General features: G+C 70.2%; 21 protein-coding genes. 14 read left to right on the top strand and 7 right to left on the bottom strand.

Annotated features, from left to right (window positions below; all coding sequences use genetic code 11):
• Positions 1–75 precede the first annotated feature (75 nt).
• Positions 76–1,566: an HWE histidine kinase domain-containing protein gene (locus tag GGQ91_RS08390; RefSeq protein ID WP_043356402.1), complete on the top strand. Its 1,491-nt coding sequence runs from the start codon at positions 76–78 to the stop codon at positions 1,564–1,566.
• Positions 1,567–1,593: 27 nt separating this feature from the next.
• On the opposite strand, the gene GGQ91_RS08395 is transcribed toward GGQ91_RS08390, so the two are convergent.
• From GGQ91_RS08395 to GGQ91_RS08420, 6 genes are all read right to left on the bottom strand, one after another.
• Positions 1,594–2,160: a cytochrome b gene (locus GGQ91_RS08395; protein WP_403091032.1), complete on the bottom strand. Its 567-nt coding sequence runs from the start codon at positions 2,158–2,160 to the stop codon at positions 1,594–1,596.
• Complete coding sequence (locus GGQ91_RS08400; RefSeq protein WP_043758693.1) at positions 2,157–3,305, bottom strand: acyl-CoA dehydrogenase family protein; 1,149 nt, start codon at positions 3,303–3,305, stop codon at positions 2,157–2,159. Before GGQ91_RS08400 ends, GGQ91_RS08395 begins: the two co-directional genes overlap by 4 nt.
• Before the next feature lie 280 nt (positions 3,306–3,585).
• Entirely contained in the window at positions 3,586–4,476 is an 891-nt protein-coding gene (locus GGQ91_RS08405) for a LysR family transcriptional regulator (RefSeq protein ID WP_043356396.1), read from the bottom strand.
• A 79-nt stretch (positions 4,477–4,555) separates the two neighbouring features.
• Positions 4,556–5,020, bottom strand: coding sequence for a nuclear transport factor 2 family protein (locus GGQ91_RS08410; protein ID WP_182591755.1), 465 nt, complete (start codon positions 5,018–5,020; stop codon positions 4,556–4,558).
• Between the two features lie 121 nt (positions 5,021–5,141).
• On the bottom strand, positions 5,142–7,205 hold the full coding sequence (locus GGQ91_RS08415) for a 2Fe-2S iron-sulfur cluster-binding protein (protein ID WP_182591834.1): 2,064 nt from the start codon (positions 7,203–7,205) through the stop codon (positions 5,142–5,144).
• A 56-nt stretch (positions 7,206–7,261) separates the two neighbouring features.
• Positions 7,262–7,879 (bottom strand): glutathione S-transferase family protein, encoded by a 618-nt coding sequence (locus GGQ91_RS08420; protein WP_043356393.1) that lies wholly within the window; start codon positions 7,877–7,879, stop codon positions 7,262–7,264.
• A gap of 339 nt (positions 7,880–8,218) precedes the next feature.
• On the opposite strand from GGQ91_RS08420, the gene uraH reads away from it, so the two are divergent.
• From uraH to eutC, 13 genes are all read left to right on the top strand, one after another.
• The gene (gene uraH / locus GGQ91_RS08425; protein ID WP_053610606.1) at positions 8,219–8,572 is read left to right on the top strand and encodes a hydroxyisourate hydrolase; all 354 of its coding nucleotides are present in this window, start codon (positions 8,219–8,221) and stop codon (positions 8,570–8,572) included.
• Positions 8,573–8,820: 248 nt separating this feature from the next.
• Positions 8,821–9,975 carry a transporter substrate-binding domain-containing protein gene (locus tag GGQ91_RS08430; RefSeq protein WP_043385775.1) on the top strand — a complete coding sequence of 385 codons (1,155 nt, stop codon included), beginning with the start codon at positions 8,821–8,823 and terminating at the stop codon, positions 9,973–9,975.
• Positions 9,972–10,613 carry an ANTAR domain-containing response regulator gene (locus GGQ91_RS08435; RefSeq protein WP_043385772.1) on the top strand — a complete coding sequence of 214 codons (642 nt, stop codon included), beginning with the start codon at positions 9,972–9,974 and terminating at the stop codon, positions 10,611–10,613. The genes GGQ91_RS08430 and GGQ91_RS08435 overlap by 4 nt, the downstream gene beginning before the upstream one ends.
• 35 nt (positions 10,614–10,648) lie before the next feature.
• Entirely contained in the window at positions 10,649–11,896 is a 1,248-nt protein-coding gene (locus tag GGQ91_RS08440; protein WP_043385770.1) for an urea ABC transporter substrate-binding protein, read from the top strand.
• A 62-nt stretch (positions 11,897–11,958) separates the two neighbouring features.
• Complete coding sequence (locus GGQ91_RS08445) at positions 11,959–12,831, top strand: ABC transporter permease subunit (protein WP_043356373.1); 873 nt, start codon at positions 11,959–11,961, stop codon at positions 12,829–12,831.
• Between the two features lie 4 nt (positions 12,832–12,835).
• Positions 12,836–13,900 (top strand): branched-chain amino acid ABC transporter permease, encoded by a 1,065-nt coding sequence (locus tag GGQ91_RS08450; protein ID WP_374701374.1) that lies wholly within the window; start codon positions 12,836–12,838, stop codon positions 13,898–13,900.
• Complete coding sequence (locus GGQ91_RS08455) at positions 13,897–14,643, top strand: ABC transporter ATP-binding protein (RefSeq protein WP_075380671.1); 747 nt, start codon at positions 13,897–13,899, stop codon at positions 14,641–14,643. Before GGQ91_RS08450 ends, GGQ91_RS08455 begins: the two co-directional genes overlap by 4 nt.
• Entirely contained in the window at positions 14,636–15,346 is a 711-nt protein-coding gene (locus tag GGQ91_RS08460) for an ABC transporter ATP-binding protein (RefSeq protein WP_043356375.1), read from the top strand. The genes GGQ91_RS08455 and GGQ91_RS08460 overlap by 8 nt, the downstream gene beginning before the upstream one ends.
• A gap of 33 nt (positions 15,347–15,379) precedes the next feature.
• Positions 15,380–16,372: an acetamidase/formamidase family protein gene (locus tag GGQ91_RS08465; protein WP_111473690.1), complete on the top strand. Its 993-nt coding sequence runs from the start codon at positions 15,380–15,382 to the stop codon at positions 16,370–16,372.
• A 21-nt stretch (positions 16,373–16,393) separates the two neighbouring features.
• Complete coding sequence (locus GGQ91_RS08470) at positions 16,394–17,155, top strand: SDR family NAD(P)-dependent oxidoreductase (protein ID WP_043352173.1); 762 nt, start codon at positions 16,394–16,396, stop codon at positions 17,153–17,155.
• Positions 17,156–17,470: 315 nt separating this feature from the next.
• The gene (locus GGQ91_RS08475) at positions 17,471–18,175 is read left to right on the top strand and encodes a L,D-transpeptidase (protein WP_043385757.1); all 705 of its coding nucleotides are present in this window, start codon (positions 17,471–17,473) and stop codon (positions 18,173–18,175) included.
• Positions 18,176–18,315: 140 nt separating this feature from the next.
• Positions 18,316–19,719, top strand: coding sequence for an ethanolamine ammonia-lyase subunit EutB (locus tag GGQ91_RS08480; protein ID WP_182591756.1), 1,404 nt, complete (start codon positions 18,316–18,318; stop codon positions 19,717–19,719).
• Positions 19,716–20,510, top strand: coding sequence for an ethanolamine ammonia-lyase subunit EutC (gene eutC, locus GGQ91_RS08485; protein ID WP_182591757.1), 795 nt, complete (start codon positions 19,716–19,718; stop codon positions 20,508–20,510). Before GGQ91_RS08480 ends, eutC begins: the two co-directional genes overlap by 4 nt.
• A gap of 24 nt (positions 20,511–20,534) precedes the next feature.
• On the opposite strand, the gene GGQ91_RS08490 is transcribed toward eutC, so the two are convergent.
• Positions 20,535–21,491, bottom strand: a complete 957-nt coding sequence (locus GGQ91_RS08490; RefSeq protein ID WP_043348814.1) for a GlxA family transcriptional regulator — start codon at positions 21,489–21,491, stop codon at positions 20,535–20,537.
• Positions 21,492–21,588: the final 97 nt, after the last annotated feature.

A 21,588-nucleotide genomic window follows, 5' to 3' on the forward strand; every position in this document is an offset into this window, starting at 1 on the left:
GATAATCCCTGTGATACGAGGAGCCATCACGGTCGAAGGCCGCCATGTGCAGGTCGTGGCAGGGGCGACGGGGCATTGACGGATCAGCAGGAACGCACCCGCTTCGAAGCGGAGTTTGCGCGCATCGGCGCGAGTTCCGACCCGTTCGTATCCGCCGTTCGGGCGACGCGGATGCCGATGCTGATCACCGATCCCAATCAGCCGGACAATCCCATCGTCTTCGTCAATGCCGCCTTCTCCACGCTGACCGGTTACGCCCATGACGAGATCATCGGGCGGAACTGTCGGTTCCTGCAGGGGCCCGAGACCAACCGCGCCGATATCGCCAAGATCAGAGCGGCCATCGCGCGCCGGGTGCCGATCGAGATCGAGCTGTTGAACCATAAGAAGAGCGGTGAGCTCTTCTGGAATCGGCTCCTGATCTCGCCGGTCTTCGATCGCGACGGTGAGCTGACCTATTTCTTCGCGTCGCAGTTCGACGTGACCCTGGAGCGGGACAAGCTCGCGCGGATGCATCGCGACCGGCTGGCGCTGGAGCTGGAGGTGGAGCGTCGCACCAGCGACCTCACCCGCAGCGAAGAGCGGCTGCGCTTCATCCTGAAGGCCGGACGCTTCGGCTCCTGGACCCTCGATCTCGCCGACATGCGCCTGGTGGCCTCCGAAACCTGCAAGGAGAATTTCGGACGGGCGGCCGACGACCCGTTCAGCTACGAGGATCTGATCGCGGCGATCGATCCCGAGGACCGCCCGCGCATGCAGGCGGCGGTGCAGACCTCGATCCGCGAGCATAGCGACTACGACATCGAGTACCGGGCGCGCACGCCGCGTGGCGAGCTGCGCTGGCTGCAGATCCGCGGCCAGACCTTCTACGACGCGGTCGGCCAGCCGCTGAGCATGGCCGGCGTCTCCATCGACGTGACCGAGCGCAAGCGCGCGGAGGAGCACCGCACCCTCCTGGCCGACGAGCTGAACCACCGGGTGAAGAACTCGATGGCAACCATGCAGTCCATCGCGCACCAGACTCTGCGCAACGCATCCTCCGTGGAGGAGGCGCACAAGACCCTCGACGCACGGCTGCAATCGCTCTCGGCCGCCCACGACGTTCTGACCCGCGAGAGCTGGATCGGCGCCACGCTGACCGTGATCGTGGAGGGCACATTGCAGCCGTTCCGCGGCGGCGCGGGGCAGAGGTTCCTGATCAACGGCCCGGAGGTGTGGCTGACGCCGCGCCTGACCCTCGCCTTCACGATGGCTCTGCACGAGTTGGCGACCAACGCGGTCAAGTACGGCGCCCTGTCGAACGACAGGGGACGGGTGATCCTGAACTGGGACGTGGTGGATGGGGCGAGGCCAGCCCACCTCTGGTTCCGTTGGGAGGAAATCGGCGGACCTGCGGTGACGGCGCCGGCCCGCGGCGGCTTCGGCACGCGCCTGATCGAGCGGGCGCTGGCCGCCGAGATGGGAGGCTCGGCGGAAATCGAGTACCGCCCCCGCGGCGTCGTCTTCACCCTGGACGCGCCGTTGCCCGACCGGAGACCCGCCGCAGCGGAGGACCCGACGGCCTGAGGACCTCGAGCGCCGGCGCGCCGCCGTTCACGTCATGCGCGTCAGGACGGCCTCGTTCCAGAACCTGCGATGCAGGAAGGCCATCGCGGCATGGCCGAGGACGACCGCCAGGAGCGTGAAGCCCAGCCAGTAATGGAACAGATCGGCGGGAAGCATCATCCAGGCGATCTTCGTGTCCCGCTCCGGCATCAGGGGGAGACCGTAGGGCGCGAAGGGCTTGCCCGAACCGTACTGGCGCAGCAGCGCGAGGCCGGGGACGAGGATCATCAGCAGATAGATCAGGCCATGACCGGCCAAGGCGGCGCGCCCCGGAGCGCCCGGATGCGACGGGCGCCGGTGGAGATTCGCGAGTCCCCAGGCTCCGCGCAGGAGCACGAGCACGAACAGCGTGAAGCCAAGGGTGAAGTGGCTCCCGCCGACGAGGCGCGTGAGCGCGGTGTCACCGATCGCGACGTAGAGCAGCGCGCCCGTGAATTGCCACGCGAAGAGGGCGGCCATCAGCCAGTGGAAGCCGCGGCTGATGCGGCCGTAGCGGTGCGGGGTGTCCAGCCAGACACTCTGCGGCGCGGCTTCGCGGTTCATCGGCCTGGTCATGCCGCGGTCTCGGTCCACAGGTCTCCGGCCATGGCGTCGGCTTGCAGGATCTCGGACGCCGCGGCGGTGAGCGCATGATCCGGTCCGGGCTGGCGCAGATAGGTGGCGAGGTCGCGCGCGAGCCGCTCCAGCCTATGGCCGCGCATGAATCCCTGCAAGCCGACCGAGCGCTGGGCCAGCTGGAGGACATCGAGGCCGGCGCGCTCGACCGCGAGGCGGACCAAGTTGATGTAGGCGACCACGCGTGCGGGCGGCATCCCGGCGTCCGATGCGACCTGCGCGCCGCGCTCGATCCAGAGCCGCGCCCCCTCGACCGCGATGGCTCCCTCGCCGAGGCGGGCCAATTGGTGCGGGTCGCCGCCCCGGCCGGTCCGGTTCAGGTGGCCGCGCCAAGCATCGAACACGGCTTCGATGCCGCCAAGCTGGACCGCAGCAAAGCGCCACGCGCCGCCCGAGAAGGCCGGCTGCTGGAAATAATCGTCGGGCTGGCCCAGGATGTCGCCGGCATTGACGGCGAGACCGGTGAAATCGACCGTGCCGGTCGCCGAAGCGCGCATGCCCTGCGCGCGCCAGGCCGAGAGATCGGCCCGGGTGCCGGCTTCGAGCGGCACCACCATCATCGCCACGCCGGCCCGGTCCGGATGCCGGGCGGTCACGAGGGCGCGGGTGACGTAGCCGGCGCCCGACGCGAAGGTCTTCACGCCGAGGAGTTGTCCGTCGGTATCGCGCGCCTCGACCCGCAAGCCGCCCTCGGCCGGCTCCGTATTCCAGACTCCGAACAGATGACCGGCGCGCGCGTCGGCGAACAGGCGGCTTCGCTGGTCGGGCGTGCCGTACCGGGCAATGAGCTGGATGGCGTTGACGTGTCCCTCGTAGAGTCGGCCGAGGGCGAGGCTGCCGTAGCCGACCAACCGCAGAACCTCGGCCAGGGCGCCGGCTCCCGGCTCCGTCCCCAGGCCGGCCCCGCCCTGTTCCACCGGGACCGGGGCGGCGAGCAGCCCGAGCCGCGCGAGATCGGCAACATCGTCCTGCGGGAAGCCGCCGTCATGGTCCTGGGCATCCGCGCGCGCCGCGGCGGCGGCGGCAATGGTTCGGGCGGCCGCCTCGGAATCGTAGATCGGGTCCAGACGGGTCCACTGGTCCATGCGTCTTTCCCCTTCAGGTCGCGGCCGGGCGCGGCGGAGTGCGCAGACCGCACCGCCGATCCGTGCACGCTGAGCGCCTAGCATCGCGATCCGCGCGGCCCGTTACAGGAGCGCAGCTGCGCAGGGTCGAGCGCTCGGATGTCGTCACGTCTCGCCTCCTACCCGCACTGGATGCGGAAGATCATAGAAAGCTAACCTGAGAGTGAACCACCCTTTCCTCATCCGGGGCTGCGACCAATGCGACCGCACTCGGCCGGGTCGGCGGCTGCGCCGCGATGGTTCAGTTCAAAGTCCGGTTGGCGCGCAGCTGCGACACCGCGAGGTCGACGAAGGTCCGCACCTTCGCGGGTGCGCGCCGGCCTTCGGGATACAGCACGTGGACGGGTATCGGTGCCTCCTCGTACTCGTCGAGCACGATCCTGAGGCGGCCTTCGAGCAGATCCGGGCCAATCTGGTAGTGCAGGACCCGCGTCAGCCCCCAGCCTGACCGGGCGGCGGCGATCGGAACCTCGTTGGTGTTGCTCTGAAGGGTGGGATGGACGACCACCCGCTCGTTCCCCGCGAACCGCCATTCCGGCGACGCCCAGGCGCCGGTGGAGACTGCGATCCGGTGCCGCTTCAGATCCGCCGGCGTCGTCGGCACGCCGTGCCGCGCGAAATAGGCCGGGGCGCCGCAGATGACATGGCGGACCGATCCGACCCGAGCCGCCGTCAACCCGGAATCGGTCAAGCGGCCGATCCGGATCGCGACATCGATCCCTTCCTCGACGATGTTGACGGGCCGATCGACGAACAGGGTCCGCGCCGACATGGTCGGGTAGGTGTCGAGGTAGTGGGTCACGATCGGGAGGACGTGCATCTTCCCGAACAGCACGGAGGCCGTGACCGCGAGCGTCCCCGAGGGCGTCGCATTGGAGCCGGCCGCCGCCGACTCCGCCTCGGCGATGTCGGCCAGGATCCGCCGGCAATCCTCGTAGTAGCGGCTGCCCGCCTCCGTGAGCTTCACGGAGCGGGTCGTCCGGATCAGGAGCCGGGCGCCGATGGTCTCCTCGAGGGCCGCCACAGCACGCGTGACGGCCGGCGGGCTCATGTGCAGGAGGCGGGCGGTCTGCGCGAAGCTCCCCGTCTCGGCGACCTTGGCGAAGACGCGCATGGTTTGCCAACGATCCAAGGCCTCGCTCCTGGGCTTCGCGAAACGGACCGCGCCGCCGACGCCCGGTCCAGGCTCCCCTCACCCGCCGGGCCGGTGATCAGAACCCGAAATGGCTCAGGCCCGGATGATCGTCCGGCCGGCGTCCGAGGGGCCAGTGAAACTTGCGGTCCGCTTCCGCGATGGGCAGCTCGTTGATGCTGCTGTGCCGGTAGCGCATCAGCCCGTCATCGGCGAATTCCCAGTTCTCGTTGCCGTAGGCCCGGAACCAGTGGCCGCTGTCGTCGTGGTACTCATAGGCGTAGCGCACGGCGATCCGGTTACCGGTGAAGGCCCAGAGCTCCTTGATGAGGCGGTAGTCGAGCTCCCGGTTCCACTTGCGGGTCAGGAAAGCCTCCACCTCCGCGCGTCCGTTCAGGAACTCGGCGCGATTCCGCCAGCGGGTATCGGTCGTGTAGGCCAGGGCGACCTTGGCCGGGTCGCGGCCGTTCCAGCCATCCTCGGCGAGGCGGACCTTCGCGATCGCGCTCTGCTCATCGAAGGACGGCAGCGGGGGACGGGACATGGTGTACTCCTGGGGTGCGCGAGGTTGCGGGACCCGGGCCCGATATCGACGCCGCGCACAATGATCGGCCGCCGACGATCCCGGAAGGTGGAAAACGGAGTCGGGTGAAGCGTGCCGGGCGTCACAGCGCGAGCTGCACCCGGTCCGTGCCTTCGGCGGGCACGGCCGAGCAGATCAGCACTTCGTCCTCAGTTACGGCGGCGCTCGGTTCCTTGCGATAGGTCACGGCGCCGGCGAGCAGCTTTGTGCGGCAGGTCCCGCAACTGCCTTCCCTGCAACTGAAGGCGGGTGCGAGGCCGCGGGCTTCGGCGAGGTCGAGGAGGCTACCGGACTCGGGGGTCCAGCGCGCCTCCTTGCCGGTGTCGAGGAAGGCGACGGGCACCGGTTTCGTTGAGGGTGGCGGGCGGGGCGGCGTGGCGCCCTCCGACCCCGCCGTCCGGACCAGCGCGGAGGGGCCGAACGCCTCCGCGTGGATCCTGTCGTCCGACACGGTGTAGCCGCGCAACCCGTCATAGAGCGCCTGCGTGAAGGTCGGCGGCCCGCACAGGTAGAAGTCGTAATCGGCGAAAGCCAGGAAGCGCGTGAGCAGCGCCATGTCGATCCGGCCCGCGGCCTCGTAATCGACGCCGGCCCGGGCATCGGAGACGTCGCTCAGGACGCGCACGATCCGGACGGAGCCCTGTGCCGCTGCGGCCAGCTCGGACAATTCCGCGTCGAAGGCGCGATCGGACCGCGCACGTGCGGCGTAGATGAGCGTGGTCGGTCGGATGTTGCGGGTGCGCAGGCCCTCGTAGACCACGTGCCGGAGCATCGCCAGGAGCGGCGTTATCCCGACGCCGCCGGCCAGCAGCACCGCGGGGCGCGCCGCGTGGGCCTCGAGGGAGAAATCGCCGCCGGGCGCCCGCGCCTCGATGATGTCCCCAACCTGAAGGCGGTCGTGCAGGTGCTGCGAGACGATGCCGTCGCGCTTCACGCTGATGCGGTAGGTCGGGTCGGAGGGCGCGACCGAGAGCGTGTAGGTGCGGATCACCGGCGCGTCCGCTCCGGGCAGCGTCACGCGGATCGGGAGATGCTGGCCCGCACGGTGCGGGAGCCGTCCGGCTCCGTCGTCCGGAGCCAGATGGAAGGACCGGATGGAGCGGCTCTCGTCGGTGATCTTCGTCACCCGGAAGGGCCGCCAATGCGCGGCACGCTCGGTCGCCCGGACGCGATCGGCCGCCTCCACCCAGTCGCCGGTCATCAGCGCGTTCGGCGACCATCCATCCGCCTGGAACGACCACCGCAGCGGGAGGGCGCCCCGCCGACGGATGACCCGGCGCGGCCGGAAGCTCCAGAGACGCTCGGCGCCCTGGAAGGCGGCGAGCTCGGGCGAATCCAGGATCACGGCGGCGTCGCCGGTCAGGTGGAGAAGATCACCCGTCGCGAAATCGGTGAAGACCAGCCCTGCCCTGCCGTTGAGGTGGATGTTGCCGAGGGTGGCGAAGAACAGGTTTCCGGCGAAGTCGGGGATCGTGAGCGTACCGTCCGCAGCGACACGGACGAAGCCCGCCTTGCCGCCGCGATGCGAGACGTCGACCTGGCGCCGGCCCTCGCGGTCGGCATACGACGCCACGAAGAACGTGTCGGCCGCCGCGATCAGGGACCGCGCCGCCTCGTCGAGATCCGCGCGCTCCTCGACCGGGGCCGCGACGGGCGCGCGAAGATCCCCGAGGACGGTCATGTCGCGGAGCTGGATGTACTGCGGACAGTTTCCGAAGCTCTGATCGACGTCGAAGTGCAGGATCCCGCCGGCCGTGGACCGGACGATCCCGTTGACGCGGTTCCGTCGACGGCTGTGCAGCTCGATCCCGAGGAGACCGATCGCGTCGCCCTCCCCCGTACCCTCAGCCGCGGGATCGCCCGGGTCGGGCCGCACGGCGATGTCGAGGGCCGTCGGTGTCGGTGAGGTGATGAAGCCCGGGCCGCCGGCGAGAAGCGTGGCCCAGGCATCGCCGCGCCGGTCGACGCTGCCGAGAACGACGAAGGGAATCTGCGCATAGAAGGCGCGGTGCTGATCGGGCATGAAGTCCCGCACCACCCTCTGTCCGATCATTTCCATCCGTTCGGCGGCGCCGACCGTCTCCTGAATGGACTTTTCGCCGACATGCCATGTCGGCAGCTTCGCAAAGGTCTGACCGTCATCCATCATGGCGCCCTCCGCTCGATTCCGCTCCCGGATGCGGTTGCATCCAGGCCTGCCGGTCACCCCGCGGCCGTGAGGCCGGCGGGTGTCTTCGCGAGAGGGACGAAGCCCGGCAGGCTTTCGACCCGGCGCAGGAACGCCTCGACGTTCGCATAGCTCGACAGATCCACGTTGCCCTCCGGGGCCCGGGCCAGGTAGCTGTAGAGTGCCACATCCGCGATGGTCGGCCGCTCGGCCGCGAGCCAGTCCCGCCCGTCGAGATGCGCCTCGAGCCGCGCCAGAAGCGTGTGCGCCCGGGCGATCACCTCCTCCGGATTGAACGTGGCGCCGAAGACCGTGATCAGCCGGGCCGCGGCCGGTCCGTAGGCGAGTTCACCCGCCGCGACCGACAGCCAGCGCTGGACCGCCGCCGCACCCTGCGGATCCTCGGGCAGCCAATCCGACCGGCCGAGCCGTTTCGCGACGTAGACCAGGATGGCGTTGGAATCGGAGACGATCACGCCGTCGTCGTCCAGCACCGGTACCTGACCGAACGGGTTCATCGCGCGAAAGGCCGGCGTCCTGTGCTCGCCCGCCTTCAGGTCGACCTCGACCAGCTCATGCGGCGCGCCGACCAGGGACAGGAACAGGCGAGCCCGGTGCGCATGGCCCGAGAGGGGATGATGGTAGAGCTTCATGGTGGCGGTTCTCCGTCGGGGCCCGGGATTGCCCCGCGCCGCGACGGTAGAATGCTGCCGTCGCGGCTTCGGCGGAATGCGCGTTCTGCGCAGCACATCATTCCATAAATCGGAATAATCATCGGCGCCTGTCGCCGGCCTCGCACGAGAGCCGGGATCGCGACCAGTCCTCGGATCCGTGCCGGCGCGCCGATGCCGCGCGCGAAGGTTCGGGGACGTGAGGAGCGATTGGAGAGATGACGTCCTCTTTTCGGGTTGCACCTGCGGGATCCGCGTGCTCGTCTCACCCGCCTTCGCCTCCGCCGGGCCCGCGGACGGGTCGTCGATAGGATTCTCGCCATGGGCCATCTCTCGACGCACGTGCTGGACACCACCTCGGGCAGGCCGGCTGCCGGCGTGGTCATCGAACTGCGCCGCCTCGCCGCCGACGGGACGGCGGAGCCTATCGCCTCGGCTGTCACCAATGCCGACGGGCGGACCGACGGTCCCCTGCTGGACGAGGCGACCCTGTCGGCCGGCACCTACGAATTGCTCTTCCACGTCGGCGCGTATTTCGCCCGGACGGGCCTGGACGGATCGCCACCCTTTCTCGATGTCATCCCCGTCCGATTCGGGGTCTGCGACCCGGACGGGCGCTATCACGTCCCCTTGCTCGTCACGCCGTGGAGCTACGCGACCTATCGCGGAAGCTGACGTGGTCCCGCGCCGGAAGGAACGGGTGGCAGGGCTGAAGAGCCGCGTCGAAGGCCGCGCAGAGAGGGGCGGGACGCAACCTCCGAAAGGACCGCGCGGGCCTTGACACGGGCTTCATAACCGAAGAGCCTAGTTTTCAGGCGCGGGGCAAAGCTGCCCAGTTTCGCGCCACAATGTCTCGACCTTTCCCGGCGATGCCGCCCGCAGTGCTCACGCACTGGCGGGCTTTTTGCGTTCTGAAGGATTGCATGGGCCTCAGCCATCACAGCATCGGCATCCTGTTCTCCACGGACGGTCCCTACGGCCTCGTGGGGCGGGCCATGCTGAACGGCGCACGGCTGGCGGTCGAGGAGGTGAACGCGCAGGGCGACATCACCCTCGAGCCGGTGATCTGCGACCCGCAAGGCGCCCTCGCCGGGTACGTGGCCGGCGCCGAACAGCTCCTCGGCGCGGGCATCCGCCACGTCGTCGGTTGCTACACCTCGTCGAGCCGCAAGGAGATCATCCCGATCTTCGAGAAACGGGATGGATTGCTCTGGTATCCATCGCATTACGAAGGGTTCGAGACGTCGGCGAATGTGATCTACACCGGCGCCGCACCGAATCAGCACATCGTCCCCCTGGTCCGATACCTGCTCGCCCGGGGCGGCCGTACCGCCTTCTGCGTCGGGTCCAACTACATCTGGGCATGGGAGAACAACCGGATCCTGCGCGAGACGCTGGCGATCGCGGGCGGCCAGGTCACGGGTGAACGCTATCTCGCAGTGGGCGAGACCGCCCTCGGGCAGGTGATCGAGGCGATTCTGGACGCGAAGCCGGACTTCGTCTTCAACACCCTGATCGGGACGTCGGCGTATCGCTTCTTCCGCGATTTCCGGAACGCCTGCCGCGCGCGCGGCATCGACCAGCCGCGGACATTGCCGGTGGCGAGCTGCAGCCTTGCCGAGCCGGAATTGGAGGCGATCGGGCCGGAGGCGGTCGACGGTCACCTGTCGTCGAGCGTCTACTTCACGTCGATCGACTCTCCCCGAAACCGGGCCTTCACGGCCGCCTATGCGGCGCGCTTTCCGGATGGGCCGACCGCGTCGGCCGATACCGAATCCTCCTACATCGCGGTCCATCTCCTGGCGCGGGCGCTGGCGCGGGCCGGGACGGAGGACGCCGCGACGGTGCGCAGGACCGCCTGCATGGACGCGTTCGACGCGCCGCAGGGGCCGGTCCGTCTCGACGAGACCACGCTCCATGCCTGTCTGACGCCCCGGATCGGCCTGTCGACGGCGGCGGCCCGCTTCAGCATCGTGGCGCAGGCGGACGAGCCGGTGGCGCCGGATCCCTATCTCGTGCGCAGCGACCCGCGCGTCGTGCCGGTGAGCCGGCGTCCGCGCCTGCGGGTGGTGCCATGACGAATCCCCGCCTGATCCAGAACTTCAGTGGCGCGCAGGCTCTGCTGATCGCGCCGCCGGGCACCGCCACCGACGTTCTCGCCGGCACCCTGTTGAAGCTGGGGCTCACGGTCGCCTCGGTCGTCCCGGCCGGCGAAGCGCCCTGGCTCGATTTCGAGAGCCTCGACCCCGAGCGCCACATCGTCATCGTGGACGGCGACCTGCCGCTGCCGGGCATCGCGGCGAGCGCCGTCTCCGATCTGCCACCGGTGCCCGTGGTCGGGCTCGTCGGCGCCGAGGCGCCCAGCCGGCTCAAGGGGCTGCTCCAGCTCGGCGCCACCGGGCTGCTGCGCAAGCCGATCCACGGTGCCTCGGTCTACGCCGCTCTGTTCCTCGCGGTGAACGAGCACAACCGGCGGCGCGTGCTCGAGGAACGGCTGGCCCGCCATGAGGAGCGGCGGCGCGGCCGGCGCCACGTCGTCAAGGCGATCCTGCGGCTGATGCAGGAGCACGGCCTCGACGACGACGCGGCCTACGAGGCCCTGCGCCGCGAAGCGATGCGCGCCCGCCAACCCCTCGAAGCGTACTGCGAAACGCTGATCCGCGCCCGGCCGTCTCCCGTGGCGCCCACCGTGGCGCCGCGACTGGCCCGATCCTGAAGTTCTTTCGCCCCCCCGAAGACGAGGATGCCCTGATGCCGAGAACGCCCCGCGGATCCCGCCTGTCCGCCCTCGCGGCCGCCCTGCTCCTGAGCACACCTTTGGCCGCCCCCGCGGCCCGCGCCGCCGACCCAATCAAGCTCGGCGTCCTCGAGGACCAGTCCGGCGACTTCGCCCTCGCCACGATCGGCAAGGTCCACGGAATCCAACTCGCCGCGGACGAGATCAACGCCGCCGGCGGCATCGCCGGGCGCAAGCTGGAACTCGTGATCTACGACACGCAGTCGGACAACACGCGCTATCAGGAATTCATGCGCCGCGTGCTCCAGCGCGACAAGGTCAACGCCGTCTTCGCGGGCTTCTCCAGCGCGTCCCGCGAAGCCTACAGGCCGATCGTCGACCAGCTCGACGGCTTCGCCTTCTACAACAACCAGTACGAGGGCGGCGTCTGCGACGGCCACATGGTCATCACGGGCGCGGTGCCGGAGCAGCAATTCTCGACGCTGATCCCGTGGATGATGGAGAAGTTCGGCAAGCGGGTCTACACGATCGCGGCCGACTACAATTTCGGTCAGATCTCGGCCGAGTGGGTGCGCAACATCGTCAAGGAGAACGGCGGCGAGATGGTCGGGGAGGAATTCATCCCCCTCGGCGTGTCGCAGTTCTCGCAGACGATCCAGAACATCCAGAAGGCCAAGCCCGACATCCTGATGACGCTGCTCGTCGGCACCGCGCAGGCCTCCTATTACGAGCAGGCGGCGGCCGCGAACCTGAAGATCCCGATGGGGTCCTCGGTCAATATCGGCCAGGGCTACGAGCACAAGCGCTTCCAGCCCCCGAGCCTCGCCAACATGTACGTGACCACGAACTACATCGAAGAGGTCGACAGCCCGTCGAGCAAGGCCTTCCTCGCCAAGTGGAAGGCGAAGTTCCCGAACGAGCCCTACGTCAACCAGGAGGCCGAGAACTCCTACCTCGCGGTCTACCTCTACAAGCAGATGGTAGAGCGGGCGAACGGCTCGACCAAGCGGGCCGACCTGCGCAAGGTCATCGCGGCCGGCGACGTCTGCGTGGACGCGCCGGAGGGCAAGGTCTGCATCGACCCCAAGAGCCAGCACGCCTCCCACACGATCTCCCTCGCCAAGGTCGACGAGAAGCACGCGATCTCGTTCCCGAAGACCTGGGACAACATCCAGCCCTACTGGCTCGGGAAGGCCGGCTGCGACCTGACGCAGAAGGACCCGATGGCGCAGTACACGCCGAGCAACCCGCCCAAGCCCTGAGGCGCACGATACCGCCGGGGCCCGTGCGCCCCGGCCCCCTCCGTCATGATCGGGCCTCCTGGATGGATCTGCTGACCCACGCCTTCACGTTCCTCTACCAGATCGGCGACGCGTTCTCGTTCCTGGTGCTCTCCGCCTGCGGCCTCGCGGTGGTGTTCGGCATGATGGGCGTCATCAATCTCGCGCACGGCGAACTCATCATGTGCGGGGCCTACGTGACCGCGGCGACGACGCGGGCCGGGCTGCCCCTGCCCCTCGGCATCCTCGCGGGGGCGCTCGCGGCCGGCGCCGTCGGCATGGTGATGGAGCGCCTCGTCATCCGCCACCTCTACGGCCGGCCCCTGGACACGATCGTGGCAACCTGGGGCATCAGCCTCGCGGCGACGCAGGGCACGCTGATCCTGCTGGGCTCCAGCATGCCGGGGATCGGCACGCCGCTCGGCAGCTTCGCGGTCGGCGGCTACTCCTACTCGACCTATCGCGTGGTCCTGATGGTCGCCGCCGTTGCGGTGCTGGCCGGGCTCTACCTCGCCTTCAACGCCACCCGCTTCGGCACCCTGGCGCGGGCCACCATCCAGGTGCCGCACATGGCCGAGGCCCTCGGCGTCGACACGCGCACCGTCTACGCCCTGACCTTCGGCCTCGGCGCGGCGCTGGCGGGCCTCGCGGGCGGGCTCTACGCGCCGACCATGACCATCGTGCCGACCATGGGCACGACCTTCATCATGGAGGCCTTCGTCACCGTGGTGGTCGGCGGCGCCGACATCTTCCTCGGCACGGCGCCGGCGGCGCTCGTACTCGGCACGGTGCGGGCACTGCTCACCACGTGGCAGGGCCAGCTCTTCGGGCAGATCGGGCTCCTCGTCGCGGTGATCCTGGTGATCCGGGTGCTGCCGCGGGGCATTTCGGGCCTGATCCTGCGCGAGCGGGCGTGAGGCCATGGTGATGAGTCTGGCGATGACCCTGCTCCGGCGCCTCGAAGGCCCGCAGACCCTGGGACGCGGGCCGGCCTTCTGGACCGCGTTCGCGATCGTGATCGCCGCCGCCATCGCCTATCCGTGGTTCGCGGACGGCTACACGGTCGGCAACACCGCCTACTTCTTCTGCTGGGTGTTCATGGCGCTCGGCCTGTGCCTGATCTGGGGCTATGGCGGCGCGCTGAGCTTCGGCCAGACCGCCTTCTTCGGCCTCTCCGGCTACGCCTACGGGGTGCTCACCCTCAATGTCGGCGCCGCCTACGGTTTCACCCTGGCGGCCCTGGTGCTGGCGGTGGCCCTCTCGGCCGTCATGGCGGCCCTCCTCGGCTATTTCCTGTTCTTCGGCCGGATCGGCGGCGTGTTTCTCGGCATCATCACCCTGTCGGTGACGCTCGCCCTGGAGCGCTTCATGGCGCAGACCGCCGGCCCGGAATGGAAGATCGGGGCGGCGCGCCTCAATGGCTACAACGGCATGAGCGGCATGCCGCCCCTGACCGTGCCGTGGTTCGACGGCGAAATCGTGCTGTTTCCCGACGTCGCCCTCTATTACGGCCTCCTGGGTCTGCTGATCGTCGTCTACCTCGCGCTGCGCATCCTGGTGAACGCCCGGTTCGGCAACGTTCTGGTGGCGATCCGCGAGAACCCGGAACGGGCCGAGATGCTGGGCTACGACGTTCGGCGCTACCAGCTCGCCGCCTTCGTGATCGGCTCGGCCCTCGCGGGGCTGAGCGGCACCCTCTACACCGCCTGGGGCCAGTACATCACGCCCTCCAGCATGGGCCTCACCGCCGCCGCGCTGCCGGTGATCTGGGTCGCGGTCGGCGGCCGCGGCGACCTGACGGCCACGCTGCTCGGCACGCTCGTGGTCCTCGGCGGCTTCCAGGCGCTGACGATCTACGGCAGCCAGTACGCCCTCGTGGTGATGGGCCTGCTCCTCGTCGTGGTGGTGCTGGCGGCGCCCGACGGCCTGGTGGTGGCAGCCATGCGCGGGCTCGGCCGCCTGCGCCGCCGGGAGGCCGGCCGATGACTCCGCTCCTCGAGACCCGCGCTCTCAGCAAGCATTTCGGCGGCCTCCACGTCACCAACGACGTGAACTTCGCCCTCGCGGCGGGGGAGATCCACTGCCTGATCGGGCCGAACGGCGCCGGCAAGAGCACCTTCTTCCGCCTGCTGCTGGGCGAATACACGCCGGAGCGGGGGCAGATCCTCTACGCCGGCGAGGACATCACCGCGCTCAAGCCCTTCGCGCGGATCCGCCGGGGCATGAGCGTCAAGTTCCAGGTGCCGGGCATCTTCCCGAGCCTGTCGGTCGCCCACAACCTGGAGATTGCGCTCCAGCATCATCTCGAGGGGGCCTCGCTCGGCGCCGAGATCCGCCGGCTGCTCGCCTTCCTCAACCTCAGCGCGGCGGCCTCCGAGCGGGCCGGCAATCTCAGCCACGGGCAGAAGCAGTGGCTGGAGATCGGCATGGCGATCAGCCTCAAGCCGCGCCTGCTCCTCCTCGACGAACCCACCGCCGGGATGTCGCCGGACGAGACCTTCGCCACCGGCGCGATGGTACAGGCCCTCAACCGCGACGGCGTCGCGGTGCTGGCCATCGAGCACGACATGGCCTTCGTCCGGCAGATCGCCCAGCGGGTGACCGTGCTCCATGTCGGGCGCATCTTCGCCCAGGGCACCACCGACGCGATCATCGCGGACGAGCGGGTGGCGGCGATCTACCTCGGCGAGACGGATGCGCCGCCCCTGCGGAGTGTCGCCGATGCCTGAGCCGCTTCTCGCGACCACCGGCCTGCGGGCCGGCTACGGCGGCAAGCCCGTGCTGCAGGGGGTCGACCTCGCGGTCCGGCCCGGTGAGATCGTGGCGGTGATCGGCCGCAACGGCGTCGGCAAGTCGACGCTGATGCGCAGCCTCGTCGGGCTGCTGCCCGCCTCCGGGGGCGGCATCGCCTTCCGGGGCGCCGCGGTCGAGGGCCTCGCCGCCCACCGGCGCGCCCGCCTCGGCATCGGTTACGTGCCCCAGGGCCGCGACGTCTTCCCGCGCATGAGCGTCGCCGACAACCTGACGGTCGGCGCGTCCCTGCTGCCGAAGGGCGAGCGGCCGGATTACGAGCGCGCCTTCGGGCCGTTCCCGATCCTGCGGGAGCGGCGCGGGCAGCGGGCCGGAACCCTCTCCGGCGGCCAGCAGCAGCAGCTCGCCATCGGCCGCGTCCTCGTCGGCGGACCCGCCCTGATCCTCCTCGACGAGCCGTCCGAGGGCATCCAGCCCTCGGTGGTGCAGCAGATCGGCCGCACCCTGGTCGATCTCAACCGCCGTACCGGGGTCACGATCGTGTTCGTGGAGCAGAACCTCGACCTGATCCGCGCCATGGCCCAGCGCAGCTACGTCATGGACAAGGGCCGGATCGTCGCGGAGCTGACGGCCCGGGACCTCGACGACCGCGACCTCGTCCGGCGCCACCTCGCCGTCTGACACCTCAATCCGTCAACCAAGGGAGAGACGACCATGCAGTGGCTCGATCAGTCCATCATGGCCCGCAAGGGTGTCGCCGGCGGCAAGTCCGGCCAGGAGCACACGATCACGGAGGCCGAGCAGGGCCGCTACCACTACGTCTACGGGCCCTTCGCCGAGCCGGTCCTCACCGTCGATCCGGGCGCCGTGGTCACCGTCGAGACCCACGACGCCTTCGAGGGCAAGATCCGCCACGAGACCGACAGCCCGACGCAGATCCTGAACTTCCCCTATCTCAACCCGCAGAACGGACCGATCTACGTCAACGGCGCCGAGAAGGGCGACTGCCTCGCGGTGGCGATCCGCTCGATCCGGCCGCGCGGCCCGCAGCCCTGCGGCACGACGCTGATCATGCCGGAATTCGGCGGCCTCGTCGCCACCGGCGACACCGCGCTCCTCAACCCGTCCCTGCCCGAGCGGGTGCGCAAGCTCGAGGTGACGGCCGAGAACGGCGTGCGCTGGAACGACCGGATCACGCTGCCCTACCAGCCGTTCATCGGCACGATCGGCACCTCGCCGGAGATCGAGGCGATCTCCTCGCTGCAGCCGGACTATTACGGCGGCAACATGGACCTGCCCGACGTCGGCGTCGGCGCGGTGATCTACCTGCCGGTGAATGCCAAGGGCGCGCTGCTCTATCTGGGCGACTGCCACGCCGCGCAGGGCGACGGCGAGCTCTGCGGCGTCGCGGTGGAGCACCCGACCCACACGACGGTGCAGATCGACCTGATCAAGGGCTGGACCTTCCGCTGGCCGCGGCTGGAGACCGCCGACTTCTACATGACGATCGGCTCGGCCCGGCCGATGGAGGACGCCGCGCGCATCGCCTACCGGGAGCTGGTCCGCTGGCTCGCGGCCGATTTCGGCTTCGACGAGATCGATGCCTACATGCTGCTCACGCAGTGCGGGCGCGTGCGGCTCGGCAACATGGTCGATCCGAAGTACACGCTCGGCGCCTCGATCACGAAGGCGATCGCCCACGCCTGATCGGCGACGGAGGAGGATGGCATGGATCTCGGGCTCAGAGGCCGCCGGGCGCTGGTGACCGGCGGCACCAAGGGCATCGGCGCGGCGATCGTCGACCTGCTTGCCGACGAGGGGGCGGCGGTCGCCCTCTGCGCCCGCAACGCCGCGGAGGTCGCCGCCAAGGTCGACGCCCTGCGCGCCAAGGGCGTGGCGGCGACCGGGCGCGCCCTCGACGTCGCCGATCCCGCCGCCCTGCGCGGCTGGGTCGCCGAGGCCGCAGGGGAGCTCGGCGGCCTCGACATCGTGGTGCCGAACGTGAGCGCGCTGGCCGTCGGAAGCGACGAGGCGGCGTGGCGCAGCGGCTTCACGGTCGACATGATGGGCACCGTCACGGCGGTCGAGGCGGCGATGCCGTTCCTCGAACGCTCCGAGGCCGGCGCGATCGTCGTCATCTCCAGCGTCTCCGGGCGCGAGATCGACTTCGCGGCCGGACCCTACGGCGCCTTCAAGGCGGCGCTGATCCACTATGCGCAGGGCCTCGCTTTCCAGCTCGCGCCCCGAAACATCCGCGCCAACTCGGTCTCGCCCGGCAACACCTATTTCGCGGGCGGCGTCTGGCACCAGATCGAGACCGGCAACCCGGCGCTGTTCGCCGAGGCGCTCCGGCTGAACCCGACCGGCCGGATGGCGCGTCCGGAGGAGGTGGCCCGCGCGGCCGTCTTCCTGGCGAGCCCTGCCGCGAGCTTCATCACCGGCACCAATCTCGTTGTGGATGGAAGCCTGACCCGCGGCGTGCAGTTCTGAGGCTTTCGAACGCCCGCGGGCGACATCCGGACGCCTGAACCGGCGACGGGACCGGCCTACCGCGCGTCGGCAGGCGGGATCGGGACACCGTCCCGAAGGACACGCGCGGCCGGCCCATGCGCATCGGATGTTCGGCGACGAAGTCTGGAGATCGCGGATATCGACCACACTTGCGACGCAATTCGCCTGCTCTCGGCTCTGTAGAGACAAGCTTGCCAGGCGCGCTGGCACGCGGCACTCTCAAGCTTGGCCTTTCGCGCGACGGAGGCACGTTGCGCGGTCGCGCCGGGCTGCAGGACAGGGAAGTCCAGGGCGATGATGACGGACGATCGCATGGCCGGCGGGCTCGACGAGCGCGGGCGCCCCGGACCCGACGCGGGGCTTCTCAGCCGCCGGTCGTTCCTGGCCGGCTCGGCTCTCGGAATCGGCGCCCTCTCGCTCGGCGGGTGCGGGACGACCGACACCCTGCTCATGGCCGAGGCGGCGAAGACCTACGGGCCGATGCCGAACGAGAAATTCCCGATCCCGGCGGTCGACATCAGCAAGGTCAACCCGAAATACTATCGGCGGACCGTCCAGTACGCCTCGTCGGAAGCGCCCGGCACGATCGTCGTCGATCCCGCCAACTATTACGTCTACCGCATCGAGGGCGACGGCGCTGCCACGCGCTACGGCGCCAATGTCGGCCGTCAGGGCTTCCTGTGGAACGGCAACGCGTATGTCGGTCGCAAGTCCGAATGGGCGACCTGGACCCCGCCCAAGGAGATGATCCGGCGACAGCCCGAGGCGGCGAAATACGCCCGCGGCATGCCCGGCGGACTCGACAACCCGCTCGGCGCCCGCACGCTCCACCTCTACCAGAACGGCGCCTATACGCTCTACACGATCTACGCCAGCAGCGACGCCGAATCGATCGGCACGGGCATCACCAGCGGCTGCGTCGGCCTGCTCAGCCAGGACATGATCCATCTCTACGCGCAGACGCCCGTCAAGACGAAGGTGGTCGTGCTCCCGGCCTGAGGGCGGGCATCCGCCGCGCGCGATCCCGGACGGAACGCGTCAGTTTCGCCGATGGCGGTGCCGTTCCCGCTCCCCGGCGGCCTCGACATCCTGCAGGATCGGGTTCCCTGACGTCCGACAGCGCGCCGGGAGCGCCCGCCATGGCCTACGCGACGACGATCGAAGGCACACGCTTCACCTTCCCCGACCTGCGCCGCCTGCTCGCCAAGGCGACGCCGGAGCGGTCCGGCGACCAGCTCGCCGGCCTCTGCGCCGACGGGCCGGTCGAGCGCCTGGCCGCGCAGATCGCGCTGGCGGACCTGCCGCTGAAGACCTTCCTGGCCGAGGAGCTGATCCCCTCGGAGGAGGACGAGGTCTCCGACCTGATCGCCCGCCGGCACGACGCGGCGGCCTTCGCGCCGGTCTCGTCCCTCACGGTCGGCGCCTTCCGCGAGTGGCTGCTCTCCCCCGCCGCCGACGCGCGGGCGCTCGCCACCCTCTCGCCCGGCCTCACCCCCGAGATGGTCGCGGCGGTCTCCAAGATCTGCCGGCTGCAGGATCTCGTCGCGGTGGCCGCCAAGCGGCCGGTGGTGACGCGCTTCCGCTCCACGATCGGCCTGCCCGGACGCCTCGCCACCCGCAACCAGCCGAACCATCCGACCGATTCGTCCGAGGGCATCCTGATCTCGGCCCTCGACGGCCTGCTGATGGGCTCGGGCGACGCGGTCATCGGGGTGAACCCGGCCACCGATTCCCTGCCGGACTACATCCGCATCGTCGAGCTTCTGGAGACCCTGCGGCTGCGCCTCGACGTGCCGACCCAGCATTGCTGCCTCGGCCACGTCACCGTGGCGATCGAGGCCATGGCGAAAGGCGCGCCCGTCGATCTCGTGTTCCAGTCGGTGGCGGGCTCGCAGAAGGCCAATGCCGGCTTCGGCGTCGACCTCGCCGTCCTGCGCGAGGCCTCGGAGGCGGCGCGGGCGCTGGGCCGCTGCCCGGCGGGCGGCCAGGTCATGTATTTCGAGACCGGGCAGGGCTCGGCCCTTTCGGCCGACGCCCATTGGGGCGTCGACCAGCAGACCATGGAGGCGCGCGCCTACGCGGTGGCGCGCGAGTTCGACCCGCTCCTCGTCAACACGGTCGTGGGCTTCATCGGCCCCGAATACCTGTACAACGGCAAGCAGATCATCCGGGCCGGGCTAGAGGACCACTTCTGCGGCAAGCTGCTCGGCCTGCCGATGGGCGTGGACGTCTGCTACACCAACCATGCCGATGCCGACGGCGAGGACATGGACGCGCTCCTGACCCTGCTCTGCGCGGCCGGCGTCAACTTCGTCATCACCGTGCCGGGGGCGGACGACGTGATGCTGAACTACCAGTCGCTGTCCCACCACGACGCGGTCTTCGCCCGCGAGACCCTGGGCCGTCCGCCAGCCCCGGAATTCGAGGCGTGGCTGCGCGACGTGCGCATCACGGACGCGCAGGGCCGGCTCACCAGCGCCACGGGTGAGTTGCCCCCGGCCCTCGCCGCGGCCACCCGGCTCCTGCCTGGGAGGGCCGCGTGAGCGACCCGACCGAGCCGGCCAAGCCGGCCCACGCGGGCACCCCGACGCTGCGCGATCTGCGCGGGCTGACCCAGGCCCGCATCGCCCTGGGCGCGCACGGCGCCGGCCTTCCCACCGGCGCGGCGCTCGCCTTCGGCCTCGACCATGCCCGCGCCCGCGAGGCGGTCTGGACGCCCCTCGACGCGGCCGCGATCCGCGCAGCGCTGCGGGCCCAGGGCCTGGAATCGGTGGAGGTCCGCTCCACCGTGTCCGACCGGACGGAGTACCTGCGCCGGCCAGACCGGGGCCGCAGCCTCGCTCCGGAATCCGCCACGGTGCTCGACGGTCACGGGCCGGGCTTCGACGTCGCCATCGTGATCGCGGACGGGCTCTCGGCGACGGCGGTCGCGCTGAACGCGGTCCCCGCCGCCGCGGCGCTCGCGGCGCGGGTGCGCCGGGCGGGCTGGAGCCTCGCCCCGGTGGTCGTCGCGAGCCAGGGGCGGGTGGCGATCGGCGATCCCATCGGGGCGCGGCTGGGGGCGCGCTGCGTCGTGGTGCTGATCGGGGAGCGGCCGGGCCTGTCGGCCTCGGACAGCCTCGGCTGCTACGTGACGTTCGGCCCGGAGCCGGGGCTGCCCGATTCCCGGCGCAACTGCATCTCGAACATCCGGGAGGGCGGCCTTTCGGTCGAGGCGGCCGCCGGGCAGATGGAGGCGCTGCTGCGGGCGATGCTGGCCCAGGGCACCAGCGGCGTCGCGCTGCGCCGGGGGGATCCCGCCGAGCCGAAGGCTCTCCCGGACGCGCGGGACTGACCGCTCGGATTGCCCGAACGGTCGTCACGCTCGCTCCGCGGACGGGCTGCAGCCGAACTGGGACCGGTAGCAGCGGGCGAAATGGGCCGCGCTCGCGAAGCCGCAGGCGGTCGCGATCTCACCGATCCGGAGCGGGCTCTGGCGCAGCAGACGCCGTCCATGGGCGAGGCGGATGGCCCTGTACTGGGCCGAGAAGCTCAACCCGAGCTTCTCGAGGAACAGCCGGTCGAGGTGGCGTGGGCTGATGGACGCGAGGCGCGCCATGGCGAGGCGGCCGAGCGGCGCCTCCACCGTTTTCTCCATCGTCTCCAGCACCGTCAGCAGGGCCGGATGGTGAATTCCATAGCGCTCGACCGCGGAGGCCCGCTGCGGGTCGTCGGCGGCGCCGATGGCGGTGTGGAGGAACCAGTCGGAGACGCGGCGGGCGAAGGCCTCACCCATGCGCTCGGCGATCAGGGCGTGGGCCATCTCCAGGGGCGCGACGCCGCCGCCGCAGGTCAGGCGATCGCCGTCGGCGACGTAGCGTGCCCGGTTCAGGCGCGCGTCCGGGAAGGTCTCGACCGTGGCGCCGGCATATTCCCAGTGCAGCGTGAACGCGCGATCGGCCAGCAGGCCCGCCGCGGCCATCAGGTAGGGACCGCCCGAGATGCCGCCGATGCGCACGCCGAGCCGAGCCATCCGCCGCAGGGTCGCGTGGATCTCGGGCCTGTCCCACCCGGTCGGCTCGCCGCCCGCGCAGACGAAGAGGGTGTGGAGATGGCCGCGCTGGCGCGGCAGCGCCTCGGTGGGGACCTCCGCGCCCGACGAGGCGGCGACCCGGCCCTCCGCCTCGCCGAAGTAGCGCAGCCGGTAGAGCGGCCGCCCGGCGAGATCGTTGGCCGCGCGGAACGGCTCGCAGCCCGAGGCGAAGGACATCAGCGCGAAGCCGGGCACGAGGATGAAGCCGATCTCCTGCGGTGAATCCGCGGTCTCTGCAGCCATTCCGCCAGCGCTCTCCGGCCTCACACGGCTCAGCCGTGCAAGAAACCGTCCGTCCTGGTCAAACGCGATGCTTGGCATCCATCATCCTGTGTGTCGT

The organism is Methylobacterium fujisawaense, from assembly GCF_014138435.1.
Taxonomy (GTDB): domain Bacteria; phylum Pseudomonadota; class Alphaproteobacteria; order Rhizobiales; family Beijerinckiaceae; genus Methylobacterium; species Methylobacterium fujisawaense.